21 protein-coding genes and 1 pseudogene are annotated in these 23,915 nt (G+C 61.0%); 5 read left to right on the plus strand and 17 right to left on the minus strand.

Translation table 11 applies throughout. The features are described from left to right. Positions 1-3 precede the first annotated feature (3 nt). The 8 genes from ACJH6H_RS25860 to ACJH6H_RS25895 form a co-directional block, all read right to left on the minus strand. Positions 4-474 (minus strand): MaoC/PaaZ C-terminal domain-containing protein, encoded by a 471-nt coding sequence (locus ACJH6H_RS25860; protein WP_293024106.1) that lies wholly within the window; start codon positions 472-474, stop codon positions 4-6. Next, a complete protein-coding gene (locus tag ACJH6H_RS25865; protein WP_293024133.1) occupies positions 471-962 on the minus strand; it encodes a MaoC family dehydratase N-terminal domain-containing protein in 492 nt (163 codons plus the stop codon). The genes ACJH6H_RS25860 and ACJH6H_RS25865 overlap by 4 nt, the downstream gene beginning before the upstream one ends. 32 nt (positions 963-994) lie before the next feature. Then, the gene (locus ACJH6H_RS25870) at positions 995-1,420 is read right to left on the minus strand and encodes a MaoC/PaaZ C-terminal domain-containing protein (protein WP_293024110.1); all 426 of its coding nucleotides are present in this window, start codon (positions 1,418-1,420) and stop codon (positions 995-997) included. After that, positions 1,417-1,875 carry a MaoC family dehydratase N-terminal domain-containing protein gene (locus ACJH6H_RS25875; RefSeq protein ID WP_318986938.1) on the minus strand — a complete coding sequence of 153 codons (459 nt, stop codon included), beginning with the start codon at positions 1,873-1,875 and terminating at the stop codon, positions 1,417-1,419. Before ACJH6H_RS25875 ends, ACJH6H_RS25870 begins: the two co-directional genes overlap by 4 nt. After that, entirely contained in the window at positions 1,868-2,911 is a 1,044-nt protein-coding gene (locus ACJH6H_RS25880) for an LLM class flavin-dependent oxidoreductase (RefSeq protein ID WP_293024116.1), read from the minus strand. Before ACJH6H_RS25880 ends, ACJH6H_RS25875 begins: the two co-directional genes overlap by 8 nt. Next, positions 2,908-3,345: a Zn-ribbon domain-containing OB-fold protein gene (locus ACJH6H_RS25885; RefSeq protein WP_318986939.1), complete on the minus strand. Its 438-nt coding sequence runs from the start codon at positions 3,343-3,345 to the stop codon at positions 2,908-2,910. The genes ACJH6H_RS25880 and ACJH6H_RS25885 overlap by 4 nt, the downstream gene beginning before the upstream one ends. Beyond that, positions 3,342-4,508, minus strand: a complete 1,167-nt coding sequence (locus tag ACJH6H_RS25890; protein ID WP_260939856.1) for a thiolase family protein — start codon at positions 4,506-4,508, stop codon at positions 3,342-3,344. The genes ACJH6H_RS25885 and ACJH6H_RS25890 overlap by 4 nt, the downstream gene beginning before the upstream one ends. Positions 4,509-5,568: 1,060 nt before the next feature. Continuing rightward, positions 5,569-6,567, minus strand: a complete 999-nt coding sequence (locus tag ACJH6H_RS25895; protein WP_318986940.1) for a helix-turn-helix domain-containing protein — start codon at positions 6,565-6,567, stop codon at positions 5,569-5,571. A 114-nt stretch (positions 6,568-6,681) separates the two neighbouring features. Between ACJH6H_RS25895 and ACJH6H_RS25900 the strand changes: the two genes are divergently transcribed. The 5 genes from ACJH6H_RS25900 (at position 6,682) to ACJH6H_RS25920 (ending at position 12,954) form a co-directional block, all read left to right on the plus strand. After that, entirely contained in the window at positions 6,682-7,002 is a 321-nt protein-coding gene (locus ACJH6H_RS25900; RefSeq protein WP_318986941.1) for a 2Fe-2S iron-sulfur cluster-binding protein, read from the plus strand. 21 nt (positions 7,003-7,023) lie between these two features. Further along, a complete protein-coding gene (locus ACJH6H_RS25905; RefSeq protein ID WP_318986942.1) occupies positions 7,024-8,412 on the plus strand; it encodes a cytochrome P450 in 1,389 nt (462 codons plus the stop codon). Continuing rightward, a complete protein-coding gene (locus tag ACJH6H_RS25910) occupies positions 8,409-9,608 on the plus strand; it encodes an FAD-dependent oxidoreductase (protein WP_318986943.1) in 1,200 nt (399 codons plus the stop codon). Before ACJH6H_RS25905 ends, ACJH6H_RS25910 begins: the two co-directional genes overlap by 4 nt. Before the next feature lie 605 nt (positions 9,609-10,213). Next, the gene (locus tag ACJH6H_RS25915) at positions 10,214-10,810 is read left to right on the plus strand and encodes a TetR/AcrR family transcriptional regulator (protein WP_318986944.1); all 597 of its coding nucleotides are present in this window, start codon (positions 10,214-10,216) and stop codon (positions 10,808-10,810) included. Between the two features lie 863 nt (positions 10,811-11,673). Further along, positions 11,674-12,954: a PucR family transcriptional regulator gene (locus ACJH6H_RS25920; RefSeq protein WP_406776090.1), complete on the plus strand. Its 1,281-nt coding sequence runs from the start codon at positions 11,674-11,676 to the stop codon at positions 12,952-12,954. Positions 12,955-13,063: 109 nt separating this feature from the next. Here ACJH6H_RS25920 and ACJH6H_RS25925 read toward each other — a convergent pair whose 3' ends face one another. From ACJH6H_RS25925 to ACJH6H_RS25965, 9 genes and pseudogenes are all read right to left on the minus strand, one after another. Then, positions 13,064-14,317, minus strand: coding sequence for an acyl-CoA dehydrogenase family protein (locus tag ACJH6H_RS25925; RefSeq protein WP_293021514.1), 1,254 nt, complete (start codon positions 14,315-14,317; stop codon positions 13,064-13,066). Then, the gene (locus tag ACJH6H_RS25930) at positions 14,314-15,390 is read right to left on the minus strand and encodes a 2'-hydroxybiphenyl-2-sulfinate desulfinase (protein ID WP_226519096.1); all 1,077 of its coding nucleotides are present in this window, start codon (positions 15,388-15,390) and stop codon (positions 14,314-14,316) included. Before ACJH6H_RS25930 ends, ACJH6H_RS25925 begins: the two co-directional genes overlap by 4 nt. Beyond that, positions 15,387-16,745, minus strand: coding sequence for an LLM class flavin-dependent oxidoreductase (locus tag ACJH6H_RS25935; RefSeq protein ID WP_226519097.1), 1,359 nt, complete (start codon positions 16,743-16,745; stop codon positions 15,387-15,389). Before ACJH6H_RS25935 ends, ACJH6H_RS25930 begins: the two co-directional genes overlap by 4 nt. Before the next feature lie 1,148 nt (positions 16,746-17,893). After that, entirely contained in the window at positions 17,894-19,000 is a 1,107-nt protein-coding gene (locus ACJH6H_RS25940) for an NDMA-dependent alcohol dehydrogenase (protein WP_226519098.1), read from the minus strand. 155 nt (positions 19,001-19,155) lie between these two features. Next, positions 19,156-19,566: an SCP2 sterol-binding domain-containing protein gene (locus ACJH6H_RS25945; protein ID WP_226522214.1), complete on the minus strand. Its 411-nt coding sequence runs from the start codon at positions 19,564-19,566 to the stop codon at positions 19,156-19,158. A 76-nt stretch (positions 19,567-19,642) separates the two neighbouring features. Continuing rightward, entirely contained in the window at positions 19,643-20,722 is a 1,080-nt protein-coding gene (locus ACJH6H_RS25950) for a BtrH N-terminal domain-containing protein (RefSeq protein ID WP_226519099.1), read from the minus strand. A gap of 42 nt (positions 20,723-20,764) precedes the next feature. Next, positions 20,765-21,886, minus strand: a complete 1,122-nt coding sequence (locus ACJH6H_RS25955) for an acyl-CoA dehydrogenase family protein (RefSeq protein ID WP_226519100.1) — start codon at positions 21,884-21,886, stop codon at positions 20,765-20,767. 66 nt (positions 21,887-21,952) lie between these two features. Further along, complete coding sequence (locus tag ACJH6H_RS25960) at positions 21,953-23,566, minus strand: fatty acid--CoA ligase (RefSeq protein ID WP_293021526.1); 1,614 nt, start codon at positions 23,564-23,566, stop codon at positions 21,953-21,955. 26 nt (positions 23,567-23,592) lie between these two features. After that, positions 23,593-23,915, minus strand: a pseudogene (locus ACJH6H_RS25965) (hypothetical protein); the annotation flags it as partial.

The following is a 23,915-nucleotide window of genomic DNA, read 5'->3' on the forward strand; positions in this document are numbered from 1 at the left end:
AGTTCACCCCTGCACCTCGACAAACGGGTCGGCCAGCTCAACGGTGGCTTCACTCGGCACGCACGGACCATCTTCGCTCGAGACGAGCAACTCGAGATCAACGAGGCGCCGTCCGCCATCGTCGCGTTTGGCCACGACCTTGCCGCTCAGGGTCGCGGTCTGGCCCGGGTAGATCGACCGGACCATCGAGATTTTGCGGCGTCGGATGAGCGCGTCGGGTCCGGCCCATTCGTTGAGGCCCCGGTCGATGAAGCCGTGAAAGAAGAGAGTCGACAGGTAGATCGTGCGCTGGCCCTGACTCCGGGCGTACTCCGGGTTGTGGTGGCCGGGGAACCAGTCCCACGTTGAGGCCGCGTTCATGCAGATGCGCTTGTACGTCACCTCGATGGCAACCGTGGGCAGTGAGTCACCGACGGAGACCTCGTCAAACAGCAGAGCGGGACGCGCGGCCGCTCCCGTATCGCTCGAGTTCACGACGGCTCGCCGTCCGCGTCGGTGTCATATCGGAACAGCACGTTGGTGTTGCGCCCGATGATCTCGCCGTGCTGATCGGAGAACGTACTCACCGTCGTGATGAACACGCCGGTGCCCACCCGCGTCGTCTTCGGTTCGGAGATCGAGGCCACCTCCTCCACGATCGACACGTGATCGCCCACCCGGGGCCGGCGTTCGAACTCCGTCGTCGTCGAGGCGTTGATGATGTGGTGGCCCGGCAGCGGCACGCTGAGCGCCAGCAGCATGTCCGTGCGCGTGAGATGCTCCGGCGCCCACTGCGGCGCGAAGCCAAGGGTCATCAACAGCCCGGGCGGGCAGTCCTCACCCTCCCAGTAGCTGGGATTGGCATCCTCGACGAGCGAACAGTAGTACAACACCATCGAGCGATCGATCGGGAACCACGCGCGTCGCGGTCCCGTGCGATGACCGACCCACGCCCGGCCCTCGTCGACGGTCCCGAATGTCATCCCGAGGCCGGTGACGTCGCTCGTTGGCGCGCTCACCGGGCCACCTGCACGACGGCGCTCCCCTTTATCGCGGGTTCGCCGGTCTGGCGCGTGACGTCGAGTTCGACGTCCGCTAGCTGCTGGCCTTGGGCTTCTCGCACGCCGGTCACCTTGCCGGCGAAGGTAAGCACGTCGCCGGGCCACACCTGCCCGGTGAAACGGATCCGGAACGATCGGATGTTGGCCAGCCCCACCCAGTCGGTCAGCCGCTGGGCCAGCATGCCGCCGTGCAGCAGTCCCATACCGAACACACCGGGCATGCCGGCGGCACGGGCGAACTCCTCGTCGTGGTGGATCGGGTTGAAGTCGCCGCCGGCACCGGCGTAGCGGACGATGTGCGAGCGGGTCAGCGGACCGAACTGTGAGCTCGGCATCTCGTCGCCGATGGCCAACGCCACCGGCGCGGGGGATGTCGTCATTGGGTGGAGCCTCCGGTTTCGATCAAGACGTCGGTCTGGCGCACGACGAGTTCGTGGCGCTGGTTGGTGAAGTCGGTCTCGATCGTCACGATTGTCATGGTGCCGCCGCGCTTGCCCTCGCGGCTGGTCACGTTCGACACCCGGCGCGTCTCAGTGAGCTCGTCGCCGACGAACACCGGCGCGAAATACTCCCAGCCGCACTCACCGTGCAGTACGCGGCGCAGGTCGAGCCCGAGGGCGCCGAACATGTCGTCGTCGACGCGCCAGTGAGCCGAGGAGACGACGAAGGTGGGCGGAGCGGGGATCGCGCTGAAGCCGGCGGCCCGGGCCGCTGCGGCGTCCTGGTAGATCGGGTCGTGGTCGTCGAGGGACAGCGCGAACTCGCGCACTTTGGACCGGTCGACGGGAAATGTGGTGCTCCCGAGTTGCGTCCCGATAAGCGAGGCGTCAGCCACTCTGGTCACCTTTCCCGCCGGCGAAGGCCGGCGCACAATCGCGAATGAGGCTGCCAAGGTTCTCAGCGATCCGTTCGGGTGCGAGCCCGATCGAGGGTGAGTAGAGAATGATGTGGTCCAACACGCCTTCGTAGCGGCGCAACCCGTCGCGCACCTCGGCTGCGGTGCCGGCGACGGCCATCGCGTCGATCATGTCGTCTGTGACGGCGGCGAACATGGCGGGCAGGTCGCGCTGTGCGAACGCCTCGCGGATCGCCGCCCCCTGCCTAGCGAAGCCGCTCACATCAAGCACGTGCTGGTAGCTTTTCACGGACGAGTAGAACGCGATCTGCTGCGCGGCCTCACGACGTGCGATCTGAGCGTCTTCGTGCACCGAGCAGATGACCATGGAGACGATCTCCACGTCGGCGGGGTCGCGCCCGGCCCGTTCCGCGCCGCGTACGACGGCCGGGCGGGCGACCTCCTCGACGTAGGTCGTGGTGAACAGCGGATGACCGGCCAACCCGTCGGCGACGCGCCCGGCTACCTCGCACATCCGCGGACGCACGCCCGCAGTGATGATCGGGATCGCTCGCTTCGGCGGCGGGACTTCTCCCGTGGGAACAAGGTTGAGCCGGTAGAAGCGCCCCTCGTGGTTCACTGGGCCTTCGTGCAGGTTCCAGATCCGTCGGATCAGCGGGACCAGTTCCTCCATGCGCACGGCGGGTGACGAGGTGTCCGCGACACCATGCCAGTCGCTCATCATGCGGCGTGTGCCGTTACCGAGGCCGAGGACAACACGCCCGTCTGAAAGCTCGTCGAGGTCGCGCGCTTCGGTGGCCAGCACCAGTGGACTACGCCCAACGCCGTACAGGATCGACGACCCCAGGCGGCAGTGCCGTGTTCGCGCGGCCATCGCGGCCATCGAGATAGAGCCGGAGCGCGAGTAGAACTCGGATGCCCAGGCGGCGTCGAATCCGGCGCGGTCGGCGGCCACGGCTGTATCGACGAGGGTCGCCAACTCCGCGCCGAGCACGGAGATGCCGTACGTACTCAAGACGCCGCCAACCGGAATCGCACCAGCCCTAGGTCCTCGCTCACGCGCTCGAACACTGCGCGCACTCGCGCGCCGATGACGACGTCGTCGGGTGCCACGCCCTCGAGACTTGCCAACAACTGCGGCCCCTCGTCGAGTCGGACGAGCACGACCACGTACGGCTCGCTCCGCGGAAACGAATCCCACGGACGGCGGTACACCGGCGCGAAACTGATGATCTCGCCGGTGCCCGCAGCAGTCTCCCAGGCCAACTCGGCTTCATAGCAAACCGGACACACCAGCCGCGGGTACAGGAACGGGTGACCGTTCGCGCACCGCTGGAAGACAAGTACCCCGCAGGCCGCCGCGGCGAAATAGCGTCGGTTGACGTCGGTCAGCGGCGGCAATGCCTCCGGATCATGCAGACCGTCGAGGAAACTCGAAACCGTGGTCATGACGCCCCCTCCATCACCATGCTGACGTGACTGCACAGCATCGAGCCGTAGCTGTGTACGAACGCAGTATCCGCCCCGAGCACCTGACGGCCCTCGGCGCGACCGGACAACTGCCAGTAACCCTCAAGGATCTGCGAAATGCCAGAGGAGGTCCCGGTGTGCCCGAACCGGATCAGACCCCCGTCGGTGTTCACCGGCAGGTCACCGCCCGGATCGGCGCGCCCGTCACGGTAGAAACCGCCCGCCCCGCCGGGTTTCACGAAGCCCGCCTCCTCCAGGATCATCGCTGGGTTGGAGGCGAAGGCATCGTAGAGCAGAGCGATGTCGACGTCGGCCGGCGCCCGTCCGGAGCGCTCGAACGCCATCGGACCCGACCTAGCGGCCCCGGTGCGACCCGGCCGGGCCAACGACGTCAGGAAGCCGTGAGTGTGGCCCTCTCCAAAGCCCAAAACGTGGACGGGCCGGTGCTTGCCCTCGCGTGCTCGACGGGCAGAACCCAGCACCAGCGCTCCACCACCCTCGCAAGGAATCGAACAGTGGTAGAAGTGAAACGGTCCTGCGATCGGCCGGGACGACATCACGTCGTCGACGCTGAGGCGCTCAGCGTCATGAGCGATCGCCGCGGGGTTCAACGCAGCCCAACGGTCTTGCGACACGGTTACCTCGGCGATGTCGGCCTTGCCCTGGCCGGTTTCGTGCATCCACGCCTGCGCGATCAGGCCGTAGAGCGCGGGAACTGATGGCCCGTAGGGCATTTCGAACGCGTGGTCGCACACGAGCGACATGAGTTCGCGTCCGCCGTCGCGTATCGGCGGGAACTTGCCCGCCGATACGACAAGTACCGTTTCAGCCTCGCCTCGGGCAATGACGTTACTCGCCACACGGGTCATGGCGAGATGGGTCCCGCCGCCGAGTTGACAAGTCATCTGGAGCTTCAGATTGTGCAGACCAAGGTAGTCCATAAGGTCCTCGGACAGGAAGATCGAGCCTTCGTTCGTCATCGGCCCAGCGCATACGAGTCCGTCGACCTCATCCGCCGAAACCCCCGCATCGGCAAGCGCCGCCACCGCGGCGCGCACGTGCATTTCGGTGGATGTGTAAGGGACTTTCCTGCCCGGAGTGAGCTCGGCGGCGCCGATGATGGCCGGCTGATCGTAAGACACCCGCACTCCTCTCAACCCCCGCACTCAGCGACGGTCCCAATGTTAACAGTGGTTAGCATAGCGTTCTCAAGTCGTCCAGGTAAACCCTTCTCGCCTCTCGCATGCCCAGCAGCGGATTTTTGCGAAAATTGTTGCGCCCCTTACCTAGGGCTCGATGAGGACTCGGCTCACGCGCGGGTTCAGTATGTCTGAAAACGTGCGCGGCCCGGGTCAGTGGTCAGCCAACTTTCAGATCGACGCGGACAAGTGCGGGGCCCGAAACTGCCGGAAGTGCCGGGTCGTGAGAGATTCCCCAGAATGTGAGCCGTGTTTAGCTGCGCACAGGTGCGGGGAAACGCGATACCCATGCCGATGCTGAACCAGCACATCGCTTCGCGACTGACAGCGAGTCAAGCGCGCTACTACTGCCGCGCACTGAGTTCCGAGCCAGATGAAATCTGGGACATTTCGCGGTCGTCAAAGTAGGTGCCGACACCACGCTCGACTTGGTCGACGCGAGTATCGATTTCAACGGGCAACACGATGGGTTCCTCGTGACCAAAGAGCAATTCTACGAGATCCTTATCTCGCGTCCGGGCTCGCGACCAACCCTACCGTTCCGAGCCGATGCACGACGATCCGAATTTGACCGATCGCTGCGACAACTGAAGGGCGGCTACTTCGACGACTGTACGGCCACAATCTCGAAATCCTCACGCACTCGTACGGCGGCGGCGCAGAAGCCGCCCAGGTGCACTCCTCCTCGTGTCAGTCATCGAAGACATCTGCCGGGACGCCGATAGAAACTAGGCGGTTCGACGCTGAAAATCGAAACGGGAGCGGATGCTCACGCACAGGGCACGGGTGTCCCGGCCGGCGTGGATGGGCCGGGACTCGTCACCACTTTCGACCTTGCTGCGCTGTTGTTTCCGAGGGGCGCCCGCTACTCGGGTGACGAGCACTCAATGGCCATTTCGGGCTGAAACGAGTTCAAGCCGCGACTCACAAGGCGCAGCGCGAACCGAAGTCGATGAGAGCCGCGTTCCCGCCGGGATCGGCGAGCATATGGAAGCCAAACAATTCAAGGGCGTCTGAAATAGCTGGGGGACCGACCGGTCCAGCGTTTCAAAGCGTGTATGAAGTTTGTGGGGTCGGTGTAGCCGAGCTCTGCCGCGATCTCGCTTACCGACACTGATCGGTCGAGGAGTCGCACGATCGCCCGCTCCTGCATGAAGGTCTGACGCAACTCGCGGAAGGTGGTCCCCTCCTCCGAGAGGCGCCGTTTCAAGGTGCTCGTGGACATCGAGAGCTCGCCTGCGGCACGGCTGCTGCTCGCCTGTGCGAGATCCTTCTCCAGAAGCTGTCTTATTTGCTCAGTGAACGACGCATCACGCTGCCGGTCGAGAACGCGCTGCAGGTCGGCGACGGCAATCCGATACGCAACAGGATCCGAGAATCGACAGACCTCGTCAAGCGTGTCCACGGGTACGTGAATAAACGAGGTAGGGGCGCCGAAGAAGAGGCGCCCGGTCGGCGTTTCCTTGTCCGAAACCCAGCCACCCGGGGCTGACTGACTTAGATGCAGTTCAACACTGGGTACAGCACCGGCTAGCATGTTGAGCATCCGCAGCAATGCGAGTCCGCCGTAGGTAACGGCCAGACAATTCAGGCCAACGTCACCTGTGCGGCCCGTGAGCCCGATCGTTAGTCCGCGTTCAGTCGAGTGGAACGACGGGCTCAGGGCAGTCGTTATCACTGGCAGATAGGCCAGCAACTCGACGACCTCGGCTACGGAGCCCGCACTGACCAGGGGAACGCTGAGTGCCCCGAATGACGTCAGTTTGGCATGTTCAGCGAATGCGAAACCCAGACGGGTGCCGTGATCAACGTTGAAATCGGGATATATCTCTTTAAACCATCTTAAGGGGACCTGTGCGTCGGGTCCGACCAACATCGACTCGTTGACGTGCTCTCGAACCATGATGTCACGGAGAGCGTCCACCGCCTCACGCCCGAGCGCGTCGCTGTCGAGCATCTGAAGGAAAGCCAGCGCTGGCATGCCCGCGTCTTCGAGCTCCACAGCCCACCCCCTTGTGAGCTAAATCCACACTTCTCTGACTGCTTCGAACATAGCGATACCGATTGCTCACGGCAACAATTGGAAGGTGGATACGCGAGTAAAGGACGGGCAGTTATGGCAGTCGTAACCTTTGTCTCTCACGATGGTGAGTCGTACGAAGCGACCCTTGTCGAGGGTCAATCGTTAATGCAGATCGCGCTGAACAACGCGGTACCCGGAATCGACGGCGATTGCGGCGGGGAAGCCGCCTGCGGCACGTGCCACGTGATCGTGGACCACGAGTGGTCGGACAAGGTGGGTAGCTCGGGAGCGATCGAAGAAGACATGCTCAGCATGCATCCCGAGCGTCAACCAACTTCGAGACTGTCGTGCCAGATGGTCGTGTCTGAGGCTTGGGACGGTTTGACCGTCGAACTGCCCGAATTCCAACTGTAGACCACGAGAGGGGAGTAAAAGATGAGTATTTCCTCAGCAGTCACCGCGAAAGTCCAGTCCACGCTGCCCGTGAAGATGCAACTGAGGGGCGCTCACGGCTACGACAAGATGCGCCGGTTGATCACCGGGACGAACGGCCAGAAGATGTTCACCGAGACCCCCATCCCGCCGGTCGAGGACGTCGACTTGGCTGATATCGATCTCAGCAACCCGTTCCTCTACCGTCAGGGTCGCTGGCAGTCCTACTTCGAGCGGGTGCGCAACGAGGCTCCGGTCCATTACCAGGCGAAGAGTCCGTTCGGTCCGTTTTGGTCGGTGACCCGGCACGAGGACATCATCGCCGTGGACAAGAACCACGAGGTGTTCTCGGCGGAACCGTTCATCATCATCGGCACTCCGCCCCGCTTCATGGACGTCGCGATGTTCATCGCGATGGACCCGCCGCGCCACGACCGCCAGCGCGCGACCGTTCAGGGAGTTGTGGCGCCGAAGAACCTGCGTGAGATGGAGGGGTTGATCCGCTCACGCGTTCGGGAGGTGTTGGACGACCTGCCGGTGAACGAGCCGTTCGAGTGGGTACAGAACGTCTCCGTCGAGCTGACCGCACGCATGCTGGCGACGCTGTTGGACTTCCCGTACGAGCAGCGCCGCAAGCTGGTGGAGTGGTCGGATCTGGCCGGCTCCATGGAGCAGGCCAACGGTGGTCCGTCCGACAACGACGAGATTTTCCGCGGCATGGTTGATATGGCGCAGGGGCTCGGTGCGCTCTGGCGCGACAAGGCGGCTCGAACGGCCAGCGGGGAAGAGCCCGGATTCGATCTGATCACGATGCTGCAGAGCAACGACGAAACGAAAGATCTCATCGACCGCCCGATGGAGTTTCTGGGCAACCTGCTGCTGCTCATCATCGGGGGCAATGACACCACGCGTAACTCGATGAGTGGCGGGGTGCTGGCCCTCAACGAGTTCCCCGACCAGTTCGAGAAACTGAAGGCGAATCCCGACCTGATCCCCGGAATGGTTCCCGAGATCATCCGGTGGCAGACCCCCTTAGCGTACATGCGGCGCGTCGCGAAGAAGGACACCATGCTGAACGGGCAGTTCATCCGCAAGGGCGACAAGCTGGTGATGTGGTACGCCTCGGGCAATCGGGATGAGCGTGTCTTCGAGCGGCCCGACGAGTTGATCATCGATCGAAGCAACGCCCGCAATCACATCGCCTTCGGGTTCGGCGTGCACCGGTGCATGGGCAACCGGCTCGCCGAGCTTCAGCTGCGGATCCTGTGGGAGGAACTGCTCCCACGCTTCGAGAACATCGAGGTCATCGGCGAGCCTGAGTACGTGCAATCGAATTTCATTCGGGGCATCAGCAAGTTGATGGTCCGCCTCACCCCTAAAGAGAGTGCATGACGCCCGAACGGGCGGTGATCGTCGGAGCCAGCCACGCCGGCGCGCAGCTGGCGGGCAATCTCCGGCGTGACGGTTGGGCCGGCGAGATCGTCCTGATCGGAGATGAGGGGAAACTGCCATATCACCGTCCGCCGTTGTCGAAGACCTACCTGGCCGGTAAGAGCAACCTCGACGAACTCCTGATCCGCAGTGCCGATTTTTACCCCAAGCAGGACATTAAGCTTGTGCACTCGACCGTGGATTCGATCGACCGGGCTGCGGGGCGCGTGTTATTGGATACCGGCGACACGGTGAGCTATACCAAGCTCGCGTTGTGTGTCGGCGCGAGGGCTAGGCAACTGCCGATTCCGGGGGCGAACCTTCGCGGGATTCACTACTTGCGCACCGCGGCTGACGTCGAATCGATCCGAGCAGCTGCTGTACCCGGCCATCGGGTCGTAATCGTGGGGGGCGGCTACATCGGGTTGGAGACAGCGGCCTCGTTGTGTTCGCTGGGCATGCAGGTCACTGTCCTGGAGGCGACGGATCGTGTACTTGAACGGGTCACCGCGCCGGAAGTGTCCGCGTTCTTCACGCGGATCCACCGCGACGCGGGCGTGGACATCAGAACTCAGGCCCTCGTCGAAGCCTTCACCGGCAACGGCAACGTGCGAGAGGTAGTGCTGGCGGACGGCGCATTACTTCCTGCCGATGTGGTGATCGTCGGTATCGGCGTGGTACCCAACACCGAACTCGCTTCAGCCGCAGGATTATCCGTCGACAACGGCATCGCGATCGATGACCAGGCCCGCACCAGCGATCCGGACATCGTGGCCGCCGGCGACTGCACCAGCCACGTGATGGCCCGATACGGTTCACGCATTCGGCTGGAATCGGTGCCGAGCGCCGGCGAGCAGGCCAAGATCGCCGCGGCGACCATCTGCGGGAAGCGCAGCGCCATCGCTGCGCTACCGTGGTTCTGGTCCGACCAGTACGACCTCAAACTCCAGATCGCCGGTCTGAACACCGGATACGACGAAGTCGTACTCAGCGGCGAACCATCGCACCATAGAGAATTCAGTTGCTTTTACTTCCGCGATGGCGAACTCATCGCCGCCGACTGCGTCAATCGACCACGCGATTTCATGCTTGCTAAACAGGCCATCACCAAACGTCTTCCCACCGACCGCGCCGAACTGCTCGCCGGTTCAGCTTGAACCGCCAAACGTCTCGGAACGGGGGTTGATCAGCTCAGCAAGGACGACTCCTCACTGGTGAGGAGTCGTCCAATCCGGGGGCAGTCCCGGTCTCCTTATACGTCACCCGCGAGTGCTCATCGACCGCGTGATTGACGTTGGCGTATTCCACGCCGCTGTGGTTGCGCTGACATGGCGGCCCGGCTTTTTGATCATCGAGACGCACCAGGTCCCGGGCTCGGAGTGCTCACAGCGATATGGTGTGGTTCGGCGCACCACCAAACCTGGTGTTCTGGTCTGGAGCCATCCAGTAGCGGCCAAGCAACGCCTCGACCTTCGAGCGCGACATGCCTAGATGTACGGCGATGTCATGCGGTCCAGCGACGTCTGAAACGCACATTGATGATTCGCGCTGGCCCGTCCGCGAATTGCACGTAGCGCGCTTCTTACAGACGAGAAAGCCTCGCAGGCCAAGTCGTTCGGAGCACAATTCACGTTCGGTGCTGATGTCGGGAGGTTCAGCTTGAGTAAGTGAATCAATGCTAACATCACGGGCGGTGCTTCGACTCCGCAGGCGTCGTGCACGGTCCAGACAACCACCCTTTTCCGCGAAAGGAAGGTCGGCTATGAGTCTGACGGTCGCCGACGGTCGCAGAAGGGGCGATGAACGTCGAGCGCGGATTCTGACGGCAGCCGCGCAGATTATCGCGGACCGCGGATATCATTCCGCATCGATGGCCGATATCGGCGATTCCGCTGGCGTCGTCGGTCCGGCGATTTACCGACACTTCGAAAGCAAGGCAGGCTTGCTGGCGGCGCTATTCGAGCAAGTGATCGACACGCTACTGCAGCGTGCTTCCTCGATCGTCGAACAGAGCCGTGACGACGCCGAGGCACTGACCGCCCTCGTCGCGGACCATGTAGCGCTCGTTTTGGACCAACGCGAACTCGCCATCGTCTACTACCGCGAATTTCATAATCTGGCCGCGCAGCAGCGCAGTCAGTTACGTCGCAAACAGCGTCTATATCTCGAGGAGTGGGTGCACGTCCTCAGTGAGCTCCGCCCCGAACTTGACGAGACAGGATTACGCGCTGTAGTCCACGGCGCAATTGGAGCGATTCAGTCGACGTTGCAATACCGCGAAACCGGTATGGACGCCGAACGCATTTCGGTTCTACTTGCCGATTTGGGACATGCCGTTCTTGGTGTCGCTCGAGTTTAGATGATGAAAACCATTACTGCGTGCCCGAACCGTGACGCTCAATTTTCCCGACCCGCCGGAAGTTCTTGCAACAGCGGCGATCGTCGGCGAAGCAACGAGGGTCTACGTCACCAAATGAGTCTATGTCAGTTGATCGACCACCCGCCGGTATGCTGCGGGTGCGAAAAGCGATGTTGCGCAACATAGTTGATGAGCATGGCCAGACCGGGCAGTGCCAGCTGCACCAGGTGGGCGAGTTGCTTTGCGTGACATCATTGGCTGAACCGTGCGGCCGTGACCTATAGCGGCGTGAGTGGGCGCGGGAACGCCGTGCACCGACTGTCGCATACTCGGCCGTGACCGCACGTTGGGTATAACTGGCGCTAATTCAACTTCAGATTCAATGCACGTCAGAGACAACCTCGCACTGCAAGTGGCCCGGCGCACGGCTCAGATGGTGGCGAAGGAGCACTCGCTTGACGCTGCGCAAGAGCTGACTACTACAAGCCTATTGCCGGCCGTTGATCAGTGAGCAGTCTTCGTCTACAACGGTGGGTTGTCCCGAGCATGGTCGACTGCCAACCAGTCGTCACCGATCGAAGCGAGTGCTCGCACGACATCCGGACGCGAGCCAACACAGGCAACAACAGGCCGACTTATACCGGCAACGCATGCCAACACAGTGAAAGCTGCGATGAATGACATAAAGGTCCTCCTACGATGAGGCAAGCCGCACGATATCGATTACTGAAATCCGCCGGTCACCGCCGGGAACAGCGATTTCCACATTAACGCGGTGGCTCAACTAGAGCTACGTAGGTTATCGATGAACGCCGAGGAAATGTTTGTCGCCAGTAGACAAAGGTAGCGCCTACCATGGACCCATGGTGGTTCACCCCGCTTCTGATAGGACGATGCCCGTTCACGTCGCCGAGGTACTCGGTGGCCTGGGGCAGCAATTGCGCGATCTACCGGATCTGATCCAGAGGCTTCTGGCGGCCGAGGTCGCAGAGCTAAGTGGGGACGGTCAACTCGAAGATCTTCTAATCGAGACCGTCGCGGCGAACGTCGAAACCTGGTTTTCGACCCTACGTTACGACATCCCGATCGCAATTGTGGAACCACCCGCAGCGGCGCTTGAACATGCCCGCAGGATGGCACAGCGTGGAGTACCGGCCAATTCCCTGCTGCGGGCTTATCGACTGGGTCATCAGCAAGGACTGCGATTCGTGATCGACGAGATCAGACGGTCGAATCTGTCACCAGAACTGAAGCTCGATCTCTACGAACACATTACGCGAGTGTCGTTCGGCTACATTGACTGCGTTTCCGAACAGCTACTGAGCACGTATCAAGAAGAGCACACGGTGTGGGAAGAGCATCGTCGCGGAGCTCGCACACAGGTGGTACGCGACGTTCTCGCAGGCATGGACGTCAACATCGCCACGACGTCCGAGATCATCCAGTATCCACTGGACGCCCTGCATACCGCGATCGTCCTGTGGTGGGATCGCCCGCGAGAGGACCAGAATGCACAACCGGAGACGACCAAGAGACTCCTGAAACGTGCATCACGTGCGGTGGGGGCCGTGTCCGCCCTGCACCTGTCCGTGGACCGTTTGGTGGGGTGGGCCTGGATTGCAGTGAACGACGAGACTGCGGTGGCCCAACTCCGCAGGTTCATAGAGTCAGAGCAGGACGTGCCCAACGTCGCCGTAGGAACACCGCTCGCCGGTATAGACGGATTTCGGCGATCACATCGCCAGGCGGAACGGGCTCGTCTAGTCGCTATTGCGGCCGAAGGTGCGGAGCACCGCTTCATCAGCGCGGCCGATCCAGGGGTTGCGCTTGGCTCTCTGCTCGTCAGTGACATTGATGCGATGCGCATGTTCGTCCGCGATACCCTCGGGCCCCTCGCAAGCAACTCTGTAGCCGACCTAAAACTCCGTGAAACAGCCAAAGTCTTTCTGCGTTCGGGAGCCAGCCTTAAGTCAGCGGGAGAAGAGCTGCACCTGCACAGCAATACGGTCAAGTACCGAGTAGGGCGTGCAGCCCAGCGACGGGGCCGCCCCCTAACCGACGACCGGCTCGATGTCGAGATCGCCTTAGAAATGTGCGAGTTGTTCGGAGCAGCAGTGCTCAACTCGGATGGTCATACCCATTAGCTTGGGAGTCACGCGATTCCCTTGAGGTCATCTGTCTCCAAGCTACAACCGCGTGGAATCACGTTTGTCTGCCCGGCAAACATCAAACATCGCGACGCGGTGGCCGCACCTATGATGTAAATCCCGGTAACGGATGGGCGCCGTTCAACACATGATTCCCCACCTCGGCGATCTTGTACGCCACCGGATCGTGCAGGGTGTGGGTCCTGATGTTGCGCCAGAAGCGATCGAAGCCGTAACGCGGATGCGTCCCCCTGGCTCCGATGACCTCGAAGATCCGGCTGGTGATGTCAAGTGCGGCTTGCGATGCCAGCGCTTTGGCGCCCGCCACCAGAACCATCAGTTCTCCTCGATCCTCCGCCGACAGTTGATCGCCCTTGTTCCACACCGTCTCAAAAACTCGCGCGGCCTCGCGCGCGGCGGCGTCGGCGCCTTGCAATGCGATGCCGAACTCGCCGTAGGTGCGGATAACGTATGGATCCTCAACTGCTTGGGTCACGCCAGCCGGTGTCCACGGCCTTGCCTGAGTGCGGGTGTACTCGGCGGCTGCGTCGAGGGCTCCCCGCGCAATGCCGAGGTACACGTTGACGAAGGCCAGCTGCACCAGGGGGCCGAAGAGACTGCCTCGCTGGAACTGGAAGAAAGCGCTCAGCACGGCGTTCGGACCGCCGAGCACCTCATCGGCGCGCACCTCGACGTCATGGAATTCGGTAGTGCCGCTGTCGGTTCGGCGCATGCCGAGCGCGTCCCAGTCGTCGTTGACGACGACACCCGCTCGATCGGTGGGGATCACCGCCGTGATGATCGCCCCCTGCTGCTGCGAGTCGTCCTGAACGACACCGAACACGAGGAGCAGATCGGAACCCTTTGCACCACTGCTGAAGTGTTTGACGCCGTCGAACCGATACCCACCGTCCGCCACCGGCTTCGCGCGGACCTTCCAATCGAGGACGTGGCTGTTGTTCTCACTCGACGCGTTGCCCGCCCACCGATTGTGTTGTGCCACCTCGCGGTAGGTCGACTCCTTCTGCTCGGTCGAACCCAGTAGTTCGACGAAGGCGATGTCCACGATGTGATAGCCGAACAGGTGACCGAGGGAGCCGTCCACTTTGGCGATCTCGCGGATGACGTCGAAGACCGTCGACCATGACGCTCCCCAGCCACCGAACTCCTGCGGAACGGCGAGGGACAGGAGTCCGCTGTCCCGCAGAGCATTTCGCTCCGCGGTGGCTGAGCCGCCGGCGCGGTCGCGTTCAAGCAGACCGTCGGTCCAGGTGGAGGCGAGGTCCTTGGCGACCGCGACGGGATCGGCGAGCGCCTGTGCACCCTTGTGGTGTGCGTCGGTGGTTAATGTCATCGTCATGCTCCTATCGTGGTCAATCGTTTGATGCTGTCGGCGAGGAAGTCGGGGGCGGACCACTGTTCTAGGTCGGTGGCGCGATCGATGAGCTGACGGTCCAGCAGAAACCGCTGGGTTTGCTCGAGAATCGTGAACGACTCGTCGTCGAGTGCGGGGCCGAGATGCTTGTTGAAGTCCGCACCGAAGCCCCGTCCGATGGCCGACTGTGCAACGCCGAGATTCTCGGCGTGAATGGCCACTACCTCGTCGTGATGATCACGGGCCCACCGTCCCGCGTCGACGGCCGCGTCGACCAGTCGCTGCACCAGATCCGGTCGATCGTCGATCAATCGCGCGCTCACCGTCCACACGCTGGCGTAGATGTTGCGGTCGTCGTCGCTGAGGTCCGAGACGATCCGTGCGCCGCTGAGATCCTCCAGTTCCGCTGCCCACGGCAACCAGCTGAAGAGTGCGTCTACCGTGCCGGACGCCAAGATGGAGGACTGATGCGAAGCGACGGCGGGGAACAGGTCCGCACCCTTGATACTCGACGATGAGTGAAGTTGATCCGGCGGCAGGTCGACCCCCGGTGTTTCGATGGCGACGAGTTCGACGTCGCCGAGTTCGAGGCCACCGCGACTCAGCGTTGCAAGGAGGCCGCGAGCTTCCCATGTGCCGAGAGCGGTCAGGGTCTGGTTCCATGGATCGAGTCGCCGGTAATCACCCAGTTCCCGTCGCAGGATGCGGACCGCCGCTGACGAGACGCCGACGCGTCGGCCGGCAAGCCCGGCAGCATCGGTTACCTGGCTACCCGCGGCCACGTAGAAGCCCTGTCGTCCAACGAATCTGGTGATACCGAGAAGGCGTGTTCGGCCCGGTGCCCGCAGTCCCTCGCTGACCAGCGGTGGGATTTCGCCACCGAAGCGGGTGTACTGCGGGTGGTCGTAGGTGAAGTGCAGATCACCCTGGCTGCCGGTGAGCACTTCGAGTGAGATGCCTTCCCGTGTCAGGCGACCGGATTCCAGAGCGGTCAGGAGCGCGTTCGGCACGGGGCAATTGCTGTACGCGAGAACATCGCGCTCGACGCCCGTCGTCATGCGACCGCCTCCGCGTGGGGTACATCGAGGCCCAAGTGCTCCCGAAGCGTCGTTCCCTCGTAATCGGCGCGGAACACCCCGCGTTCCTGAAGGAGTGGCACCACCTGGTCCACGAACTCGTCGTAACTGCCGGGAAGATGAGCGGCGGAGATGATGAAACCGTCGGCCGCGCCCGCCTCGAAGTGGTCGACCAGCAGGTCGGCGATCTGCTCGGCCGTTCCCGCCCACTGGGGAACGAACCCGACGTTCGTACCGTAGCGGCGGCCGAGCTCGGCGAGCGTCAGATCCGCACCGCCGGCGACAGCGGAGAACATCTGCAACATGGTGGGGACGTGACGGTCGCCCAGATCGCCGACAATATCGGAGTATTTGGTATCCAACGGGTACGCGGACAGGTCGACGCCGCTGTGGCTCGACAGCGTCGACAACCCCACTTCAGGGTGTACCAGCGAGTTCACGTATTCGAGTCGATCGTTGGCGATGGCCTCGGTCTCGCCCAGAATGGGCATCACCGCGGTGAAGACCTTTGTCTGGTCAGGGTCACGTCCGGCTGCGGCGACGTTGGACTTGATGTCCGCATACGTCGCGCGCATGACGTCGACGTTGGGCGAAATGCTGAACACCGCCTCCGCCCAGCGGCCGGCGAAGCGACGTCCACGCGGTGACAAACCGGCTTGCAGAATCACGGGCTCACCTTGCCGGGATCTGGGCACTTGCAGCGGACCGCGCACCGACAGCCACGTGCCCCGGTGGTCGGCGTAACGCACCCGCTTCGGGTCCGCGAACTGGCCGCCCGCCTTGTTCAATAACAGCGCGTCGTCTGACCAGGACGCCCACAGCTTCTTCACCGCCTCCAGGAACTCGTCGGCGCGGTCGTACCGCTGGTCGTGTTCGAGGTGTTCGTCAACACCGAAGTTGCGGGCTTCGGAGTCGTTGAGGGAGGTGACCACGTTCCACGAGACTCGTCCGTCGGAGAGGTTGTCCAGCGTCGCGAACACTCGTGCAACGTGATACGGCGCGTAGTAGGTGGTCGATACGGTCGCCCCGAGTCCGAGCTTGTCGGTCGCGGCGGCCATCGTCGCTACAACGCTGGTCGGCTCCAACGCAATAGCGCCCTGGCCGCCCAGTCCGACGCCGGTTTCAAGATTGTGCCCGTAGCTGTCTTCGATCGCGAGAGCGTCGGGCAGGAACAGCAGATCGAACTTCCCGCGTTCGAGCGTCCTGGCGATCTCCTTGTAGTACCGCCCGCTAAGAAACTCGTTCGTTGCGCCGACGTGCCGCCAGGCGCCGTGAGCGTGGGTGACGTTTCCCGCGGAGAAGAAGCCGGCGAGGTGCATGTGTCTTGGTCGGGACATGTATACGAGCATGCGCGCTGCCGACCACAACGGACAGGGTTAAAAGCGGCGTGATTGCATGGGGGCGGACGGCTATGACCCGGCGTTCTCGGGGTCTATCGGCGCGTGGCACGGACATCCGGCCTCACGACGAAAGACGCTTGCCAACAACAATTCTCAGGACGGATTTGTACGAATCCCCGGGGCGAAATGGAACTTAACGTAGTGGCGCGCCAACCGGGGTCGGGTTTGCTGTTCAACACGTGACACGGTGGCGTCGAATCGCCGGGAGGCTGGGTCAATGCGAGGCGCGTTGCTCCGCAGGCGACCCGCGCACTGAGCACCGCGATCGGCGTAATTGTTTGCATAACAATGCTTTAACGGATCGGCGGAATCGCTGCCTCTGCCCCGATGAACAATCGAGTGCGGCCAACCCGAGCGTGGACTTCTTGCGCGCTTCGATCGATAGCCCACGATCCGTTTGGAAAGAACCTCTTTTATGGAATACACAGATAGAGCTGGCGTTCGTGGTGCGGCGCTCTGTGAGGTTGGCCAACCACAATGGATTTGGGGACTGCGCATCGAACTGACGCTGCACGAGGCCGCCATGAACTTACGGACCTGATCGACGATTCAACCCACGAATCTTGACGAGGACAACAAGATACGCTCCTTCGAGCACAGTAGAGCGACACGGCTCTCGCCGGCGCTGATCCCGCACCTGGGCAACTCGTCAGCGATAAATCATTGTCCGAAGGTGGGGCCGTGGGCGTGGATCTCACGGCCTGCGTTGATCAGATTTACATCATCCCAATCGCGCTGCGAAACAAGTTTCTCTGCGCCTCGTATAGAACGCTTGAGTGGAGATCCAAAAACCCGGCAGGCCACCGTGTCGGGAACGCTGTCATCGGAAAGCTCGAGGAGTAGCGGGTTCATCATTGTGGGTTGACGTCGCGGGACAGGTAACTGACTGCGCAGTGAGTCAACTCGGCTTCTTGATCGCGGAGTTTGATGCGCGTCTGCACCTGGCGAAGCTACGCGGCGCGTGAGTATTTACCCGCTGCGGCTTCACCAGGCCAGTCGTGGCGATCTTCACCGAGCCCGAGACCAAGCCCCTGCATGAAAATCCGTAGCGGCAACGACGTGACCCAATCCCGTGCGGTCAAATGTCAAAATCGGATGAGTCCACGAATATTTCTTCCGGATCGCATGTCATCGTACCCATCGTTAATTTGATCCAATGAGTATTCCTGGGTAATCAACTCATCAAGCTTCAGCTGCCCGGCGGCATAAAGTTCGACCAACTGCGGAATATCGTGGGGCGCGTTTGACGAACCATAGAGCGCACCACGAATTTGCTTCTCGTAGAGCGTGATCTCAAGCAGGGATCCAGTTATCGACGTGTCGTCAGGGTGCCCGATGGCCGTAACCACAACGCGCCCGCGCTTTCCAACCAAAGCGAGCGCCTCGCCCGTGTAGGACACTTCGGCGATGTCCGTGGTGAGAATACATACATCGGCCAATTTGCCGAACGTGACGTCACTAACGACTGACCACGCTTCGTCCATTGAAGCTGCGGTGTGTGTCGCGCCGAAATCCCGGGCCTGCTGCCGCTTAAATTCCACGGGATCGACGGCCACGATCGTGAGCGCTCCAGCGATGCGCGCACCCTGAATCGCATTCATTCCGATACCGCCTGCACCAACGACCACAACAGTGTCGCCGGCGCGCACCTCTCCGGTCCGTACAGCCGAACCATAGCCGGTCGTAACGCCGCAACCGATCAATGCTGCCTTGTCGAGGGGAATTCCACCGTCTATTTTTACCAGTGACGATTTCGGCACCACGGTATACTCGGAAAACGTCCCCAGCAAGCACATTTGTCCGACATCTTCGCCTCGAGCATGGAACCGGTAGGTGCCATCGAGTTGCGGCCCCATCATCAGCGCGGCTCCGAGTTCGCAGAGATTCCCCATACCGCGGGCACAGTAGGAACACCGACCGCACGAGGGCAGGAAAGTCAAGATAACGGAATCGCCTTCGGCGAACTCATCAACGCCCACGCCACACTCAATAACTGTGCCGGCACCTTCGTGGCCACCGACAACCGGCAGCGGGATTGGCAGATCACCGGTTACGAGATGCTCATCAGAATGGCACAGTCCCGTGGCCGCAAGGCGTACAAGTACCTCGCCAGCACCCGGAGGGTCGAGGTCAATCTCTTCGACTTCCCATTTCTGACCCAGACCCCACAATACCGCAGCACGTGTCTTCACGTTGAATATGTCCTTTCGGTGGCAACAATGTTTAGTAAATACATAATTTAGCGTTGAGCACTACCCCAAAGCGAGGTTACTATGCGACCGCGACCACGGGGAATCTCAACGAAGAATACGGTTGAAGCTACGACAGCGCCGATTGACTTGCCACATCAAGCACTTAAAAGATCTTGGCGTTTCTCCGCTTCCAGCATTGCACGGTACTCCGGAAAGAGATTCTTGGCCTGCGGTATTAGTCTCACCAACTTGGCTACAGGGCCTTTGGCCCTGACATTCCCTTTAGCCATGGCCACCGTCAGATTTACCTTGCCCAGCCAAAACCTATTGCCAGTGTCGGCAGTCATAAATAGTTCGACGTTCGGCGTAGCGGCGCTGGCGGCGCCAGTCTCGATCAATTTGTTTGGCATGTCCACGGTTACTATCGCATCAGGATCGGTGTAGTGAATGCGCAATACCACGCCGGACCTAGCAAGCTTTGTCGCAAGCTCTGCGTTTTCTAAACCTCGCCGGAAAATTCCACCCAAGTAGCGGTAGACCTCATCCTCATCACCAAAAACGGACATTGCTTTCCTCCATCTATTGACATATTGACCACATGGTTGTTCCGGGAATCTTCGCGCGACCATATTTGCCGCAGCCTTATCCGCTCGTGATTCGTCGTCCACGAAGCGAATTTCCCGCAGCCCTCAGCGCGGTCGCCAACTCCCATTCGGCACTCGGCAGCTGCGCCGCCAGAGAAGCAGCATCTGCGGCCCTACGGCGGGGGTCGGCCTCCGGGTCATAAGCGATCGACGCCAAGCCCGTCCAAAGTCGGGATGCGGCCGCAGCAGCGTCGGCAGCTTCTTGTGCAGGTTCGAAATCGAGTAGTTCGGCTACTTTTTGACAACCCTGCGCCTGGAGGCTCCGGAACAGGCCGCCTCCCGTTCCAGCCTTTTGAATAAGGGCGCTTAGCGCAAACAACGCCGCTTCGAGGCAATCATCATCGAAAAGGTCCGGCCACCGGTTCAAATCCTCAACGAAAGACGAAATTCCAGCCAGTCCGCTCACCTGCATTTCGGAACTGGAAAGCGACGCAATGGGTGCGCCAATGTAGGCGCCTTCCATGGCTTCAGCGCTACGAAGAAACGCCGAGCACGCAGCTACCCTGAGGTCGGGTGCCGACTCCGGCCACTCGACTATGTAAGTCGTATTGCGGGTCGGGACTGGAAATCCAGTCGAAGCACGGGCGCGCCGTAAATTTGCATACGGAACAGCCTGGACAGTATCGCGATCATTATCTACGACATAAGCGACTTCCTGGGCATCATCATATCCGACGACCACGACGTCGTGCCGACTCATGTTCAGCCGCGCGCGCAGATAAGGCAATTCGGCGATGTCCGTCCAAACCATGACTGGCGTGCCCGCGTCGAGCTGCTCGGTAACCCATTTCCATCCAAGGTCAGCGTCATCGGTCGCGCGAGTCTCAAACTGCGCACCCAATCGGTTCAAGTATTCGTCTTCAAGATCGGCGCTACGCCCAACGAGATAGACCGGCGGTTGAAGTTTCGCTGATCGGATGTAGGAGAAGTCCAATGCGCCGCCAAGCACAAAAACCAATCCTTCATCCGGTACGTGTCCGGCGAAACGAATACCCGCCCACTCAGTCAAGTCACGTAGCGCACCCGAACCACAATGGCCCGCAACTTCATGTCGATAGGGCAGAATCACCGTTGCCATTCGAACTCCTAGATTTGTTTAGAAAAGTCAATGATCGGTCGATCACAGCGATCGAGAGATGATTTCCTTCATAACCTCGTTCGTGCCGGCATAGATTTTTTGCACGCGCTGATCCACCCACAATCTCGAGATGGGGTACTCAGTCATGTAGCCATATCCGCCGTGCAGCTGCATACAGTCATCAAGGACCTTCATAGCCCGTTCCGTGGTCCACCACTTCGCCATAGCGACGGTCTGCACGTCGAGTTGACCCGCAAGGTGCAGGTCGATGCAGTAGTCGAGGAACACTCTTGCGATGCGCGTTTCGGTCGCGGCTTCAGCCAGAATGAACTTGGTGTTCTGGAAGCCAAAGACCGGCCGACCAAACGCCTCGCGCTCACGCGTGTAGTTAAGCGTCTGCTCCAGGGCAAGCTCCATCGCCGCGACTGCACCCACCGCCACGATAAGTCGTTCTTGGGGCAACTGGTTCATGAGCTGAATGAAGCCCTGCCCCTCGGTCTGGCCCAATAGATGCGAGCGCGGAACCCTCACTTCGTCGAAGAACAACTCAGAGGTGTCCTGACCGCGTTGGCCGATCTTGTCGAGAACCTTGCCACGCCGGAACCCCGCCCGGTCAGCTTCGACTACGAAGAGAGATATTCCGGCCGCGCCCTTACTGGAGTCGGTTTTGGCAACGACAATTATCAGATCGGCTTGCTGGCCGTTGGTGATAAAGGTCTTTGAGCCCGAGATGACGTACTCGTCTCCGGCCAGTACAGCTTTGGTTTTGACACTTTGCAAATCCGAGCCGGTACCTGGTTCAGTCATTGCTATAGCTCCAACGAGTTCGCCGGATGCCATCTTAGGCAACCATTCTCGTCGCAGCTCTTCAGTCGCGTACTGCAGGATGTAGTGCGCGACGATTCCGCTGTGCAGCCCAGCGCCCCACGAACTGTCACCGATGCGGGCCTGCTCTTCGAGCACGACCGCTTCGTGTGCGAACGTGCCACCGCCTCCGCCGTATTCCTCAGGTATAGACATGCAGAGCAAGCCCAGCTCACCCGCCCGGTTCCACAGTTCTCGGTCGACGTGGTGCTGGTCGGCAAAGCGCTGCGCATGCGGCGCTAATTCGGCCGACAAGAACTTCGCTGCGAGGTCGCGAAGCTCTACCAATTCGGCATTCATCCATGGGGACATTGAGGTGGACACAATTTCCTTTCAACAACTCGAGTCTGCAAATATTCAGGGGAATCAAACGTACTTAACTTTGTAATGTCCAGACGCATGTTTCGCACGGATTGCTTTTTTGTCATACTTTCCAACACTTGTACGTGGAATGTCAGCAACGAAACACCATCGCTCCGGAATCCACCACTTTGCAACCTTCTGCGAGATAAAGACCTGAAGTTGGTCAATGTTCACCTCAGAGCCTGGGTGAACTACCACAAGAGCCAAGGGCCTCTCCTGCCATTTTTCGTCAGGAACTCCGATGACCGCTGCTTCGTAGATTGAGGGATGACCGATAAGCGCGTTTTCCAGTTCTACCGACGAGATCCATTCCCCGCCAGATTTGATCACGTCCTTTGAGCGGTCCGTCAGGGTCAGGCATCCGTCCGGATCGATGCGGCCGACGTCACCGGTACGCAACCATCCTTCGTCAAATTTGTCCGAGTCGAAATCACCGAAATATGAGCCGGTTATCCAAGGCCCACGCGCCTGAATCTCCCCAACGGATTGTCCGTCCCACGGCACGTCTTTACCGTCGTCGTCCCGCAGACGGATTTCGACACCGCAGATCGGCCGACCTTGACTGGCCCGCATCTCCCATCGTCTCGTCTCGTCAGCGTCGCGACTCGGACGTGCAACGGTAGCCAGCGGAGACGTTTCGGTCATACCCCATGCCTGCACGATGGGCACGTTGTACTTTTCTTCAAACCCACGAATCAGCGAAATCGGAACAGCCGATCCGCCGCAAGCGACCAAACGTAGCGAAGAAATATCCCGCCCAGGATGCGAATCCAGATATCGGTCGACATCATTCCAGATCGTCGGAACCGCACCAGCGACGGTCGGCCCGGTGTTTTCGATGAGCGATACCAATGGTTCGGCTTGGAGATACCGGTCAGGCAGCACCAGATCCGCACCGGACATCAACGCTGCATAGACAAGCCCCCACGCATTGGCGTGAAACATTGGAACGATGGCCAACAGACGGTCGGCCTCGCTGATCGACAACGCATTAGCTGTGCACGCGGTCAGGGAGTGCAGGTAGGTGGAACGATGACTATAGACGACGCCTTTGGGATCTCCCGTGGTGCCGCTGGTGTAACACATGGCCGCGGCAGACAACTCGTCGAGAACCGGCCACTCAAATGACTCTTCCTGGCCGGCAAGCACTTCCTCGTAACACAGAACTGTTTTTCCGCTTCCCTGCAACGGGGCAAGGTCGCCCTGTCCTGTGACGATGACGGTGTGCACCGACGTCATCGCAGGGAGCACGGCAGCCAGCAACGGCGCGACCGACGCGTCGACTATCACAATCTGGTCGTTCGCATGATTGGCGATGTACGCGAGTTGATCTGGGGCCAAACGAAGGTTCAAGGTATGCAGGACCGCACCCATGGAGGGAACCGCACAGTAGGCCTCCAAATGTTCCTGGTTGCTCCATTGGAAGGTGGCCACGCGTTGATCTGCAGTGACGCCAAGGCTGCGCAGTGCGTTGGCGAGTTGAGCTACTCGCGGCAGCATCTCGCGATAGGAAGTCCTACGATAACCAGCTCCGGTTTGAGTGATGACCTCGCTATCACCGTGTATGGCTGCCGCATGCTGAACGATTGCCGAGACCGTGAGGGGAACATCTTGCATAGTGCTTTGCATCGTGTAGTGCCCTTTCAGGCGAAGAGGTCGGGACTGCTGTTCGGCTGGTCGATGAAACTGCCGTAATGCGATTTCAGTGCTTGCAGGATGTCCGCTAGGGGTAGATCGTCGTATGCTCCTCGATCGCACAGATACTCCATGTGCTGGGTGCCGTCACCCGTAAACCCATGTAGCAGTGCATCGCTACGACCATCGAAATCGATCGGCGAGACACCGAAACGCGCGCACAACTCACGATTGAACGCCGGAGTGGCCTTTACCGGCTCTTCGCAGTTGAGGGTGTAGAGGTGGTCGGCGCGTCGTTGCCTAGGTAGGGGTCGAGGTCTTCCGATGATGA

It is taken from the genome of Mycobacterium sp. SMC-21 (genome assembly GCF_045310825.1).
In the GTDB taxonomy this organism is placed as follows: domain Bacteria; phylum Actinomycetota; class Actinomycetes; order Mycobacteriales; family Mycobacteriaceae; genus Mycobacterium.

Coding starts and splice junctions, on each gene's coding strand:
- ACJH6H_RS25960 (WP_293021526.1), bottom strand. CDS start 23,566: ATGCAAGATGTTCCCCTCACGGTCTCGGCAATCGTTCAGCATGCGGCA.
- ACJH6H_RS25925 (WP_293021514.1), bottom strand. CDS start 14,317: ATGACGATGACATTAACCACCGACGCACACCACAAGGGTGCACAGGCG.
- ACJH6H_RS25930 (WP_226519096.1), bottom strand. CDS start 15,390: ATGACGACGGGCGTCGAGCGCGATGTTCTCGCGTACAGCAATTGCCCC.
- ACJH6H_RS25900 (WP_318986941.1), top strand. CDS start 6,682: ATGGCAGTCGTAACCTTTGTCTCTCACGATGGTGAGTCGTACGAAGCG.
- ACJH6H_RS25950 (WP_226519099.1), bottom strand. CDS start 20,722: ATGGCAACGGTGATTCTGCCCTATCGACATGAAGTTGCGGGCCATTGT.
- ACJH6H_RS25935 (WP_226519097.1), bottom strand. CDS start 16,745: ATGTCCCGACCAAGACACATGCACCTCGCCGGCTTCTTCTCCGCGGGA.
- ACJH6H_RS25865 (WP_293024133.1), bottom strand. CDS start 962: ATGACATTCGGGACCGTCGACGAGGGCCGGGCGTGGGTCGGTCATCGC.
- ACJH6H_RS25910 (WP_318986943.1), top strand. CDS start 8,409: ATGACGCCCGAACGGGCGGTGATCGTCGGAGCCAGCCACGCCGGCGCG.
- ACJH6H_RS25945 (WP_226522214.1), bottom strand. CDS start 19,566: ATGTCCGTTTTTGGTGATGAGGATGAGGTCTACCGCTACTTGGGTGGA.
- ACJH6H_RS25870 (WP_293024110.1), bottom strand. CDS start 1,420: ATGACGACATCCCCCGCGCCGGTGGCGTTGGCCATCGGCGACGAGATG.
- ACJH6H_RS25920 (WP_406776090.1), top strand. CDS start 11,674: ATGGTGGTTCACCCCGCTTCTGATAGGACGATGCCCGTTCACGTCGCC.
- ACJH6H_RS25955 (WP_226519100.1), bottom strand. CDS start 21,886: ATGAATGCCGAATTGGTAGAGCTTCGCGACCTCGCAGCGAAGTTCTTG.
- ACJH6H_RS25885 (WP_318986939.1), bottom strand. CDS start 3,345: ATGACCACGGTTTCGAGTTTCCTCGACGGTCTGCATGATCCGGAGGCA.
- ACJH6H_RS25915 (WP_318986944.1), top strand. CDS start 10,214: ATGAGTCTGACGGTCGCCGACGGTCGCAGAAGGGGCGATGAACGTCGA.
- ACJH6H_RS25905 (WP_318986942.1), top strand. CDS start 7,024: ATGAGTATTTCCTCAGCAGTCACCGCGAAAGTCCAGTCCACGCTGCCC.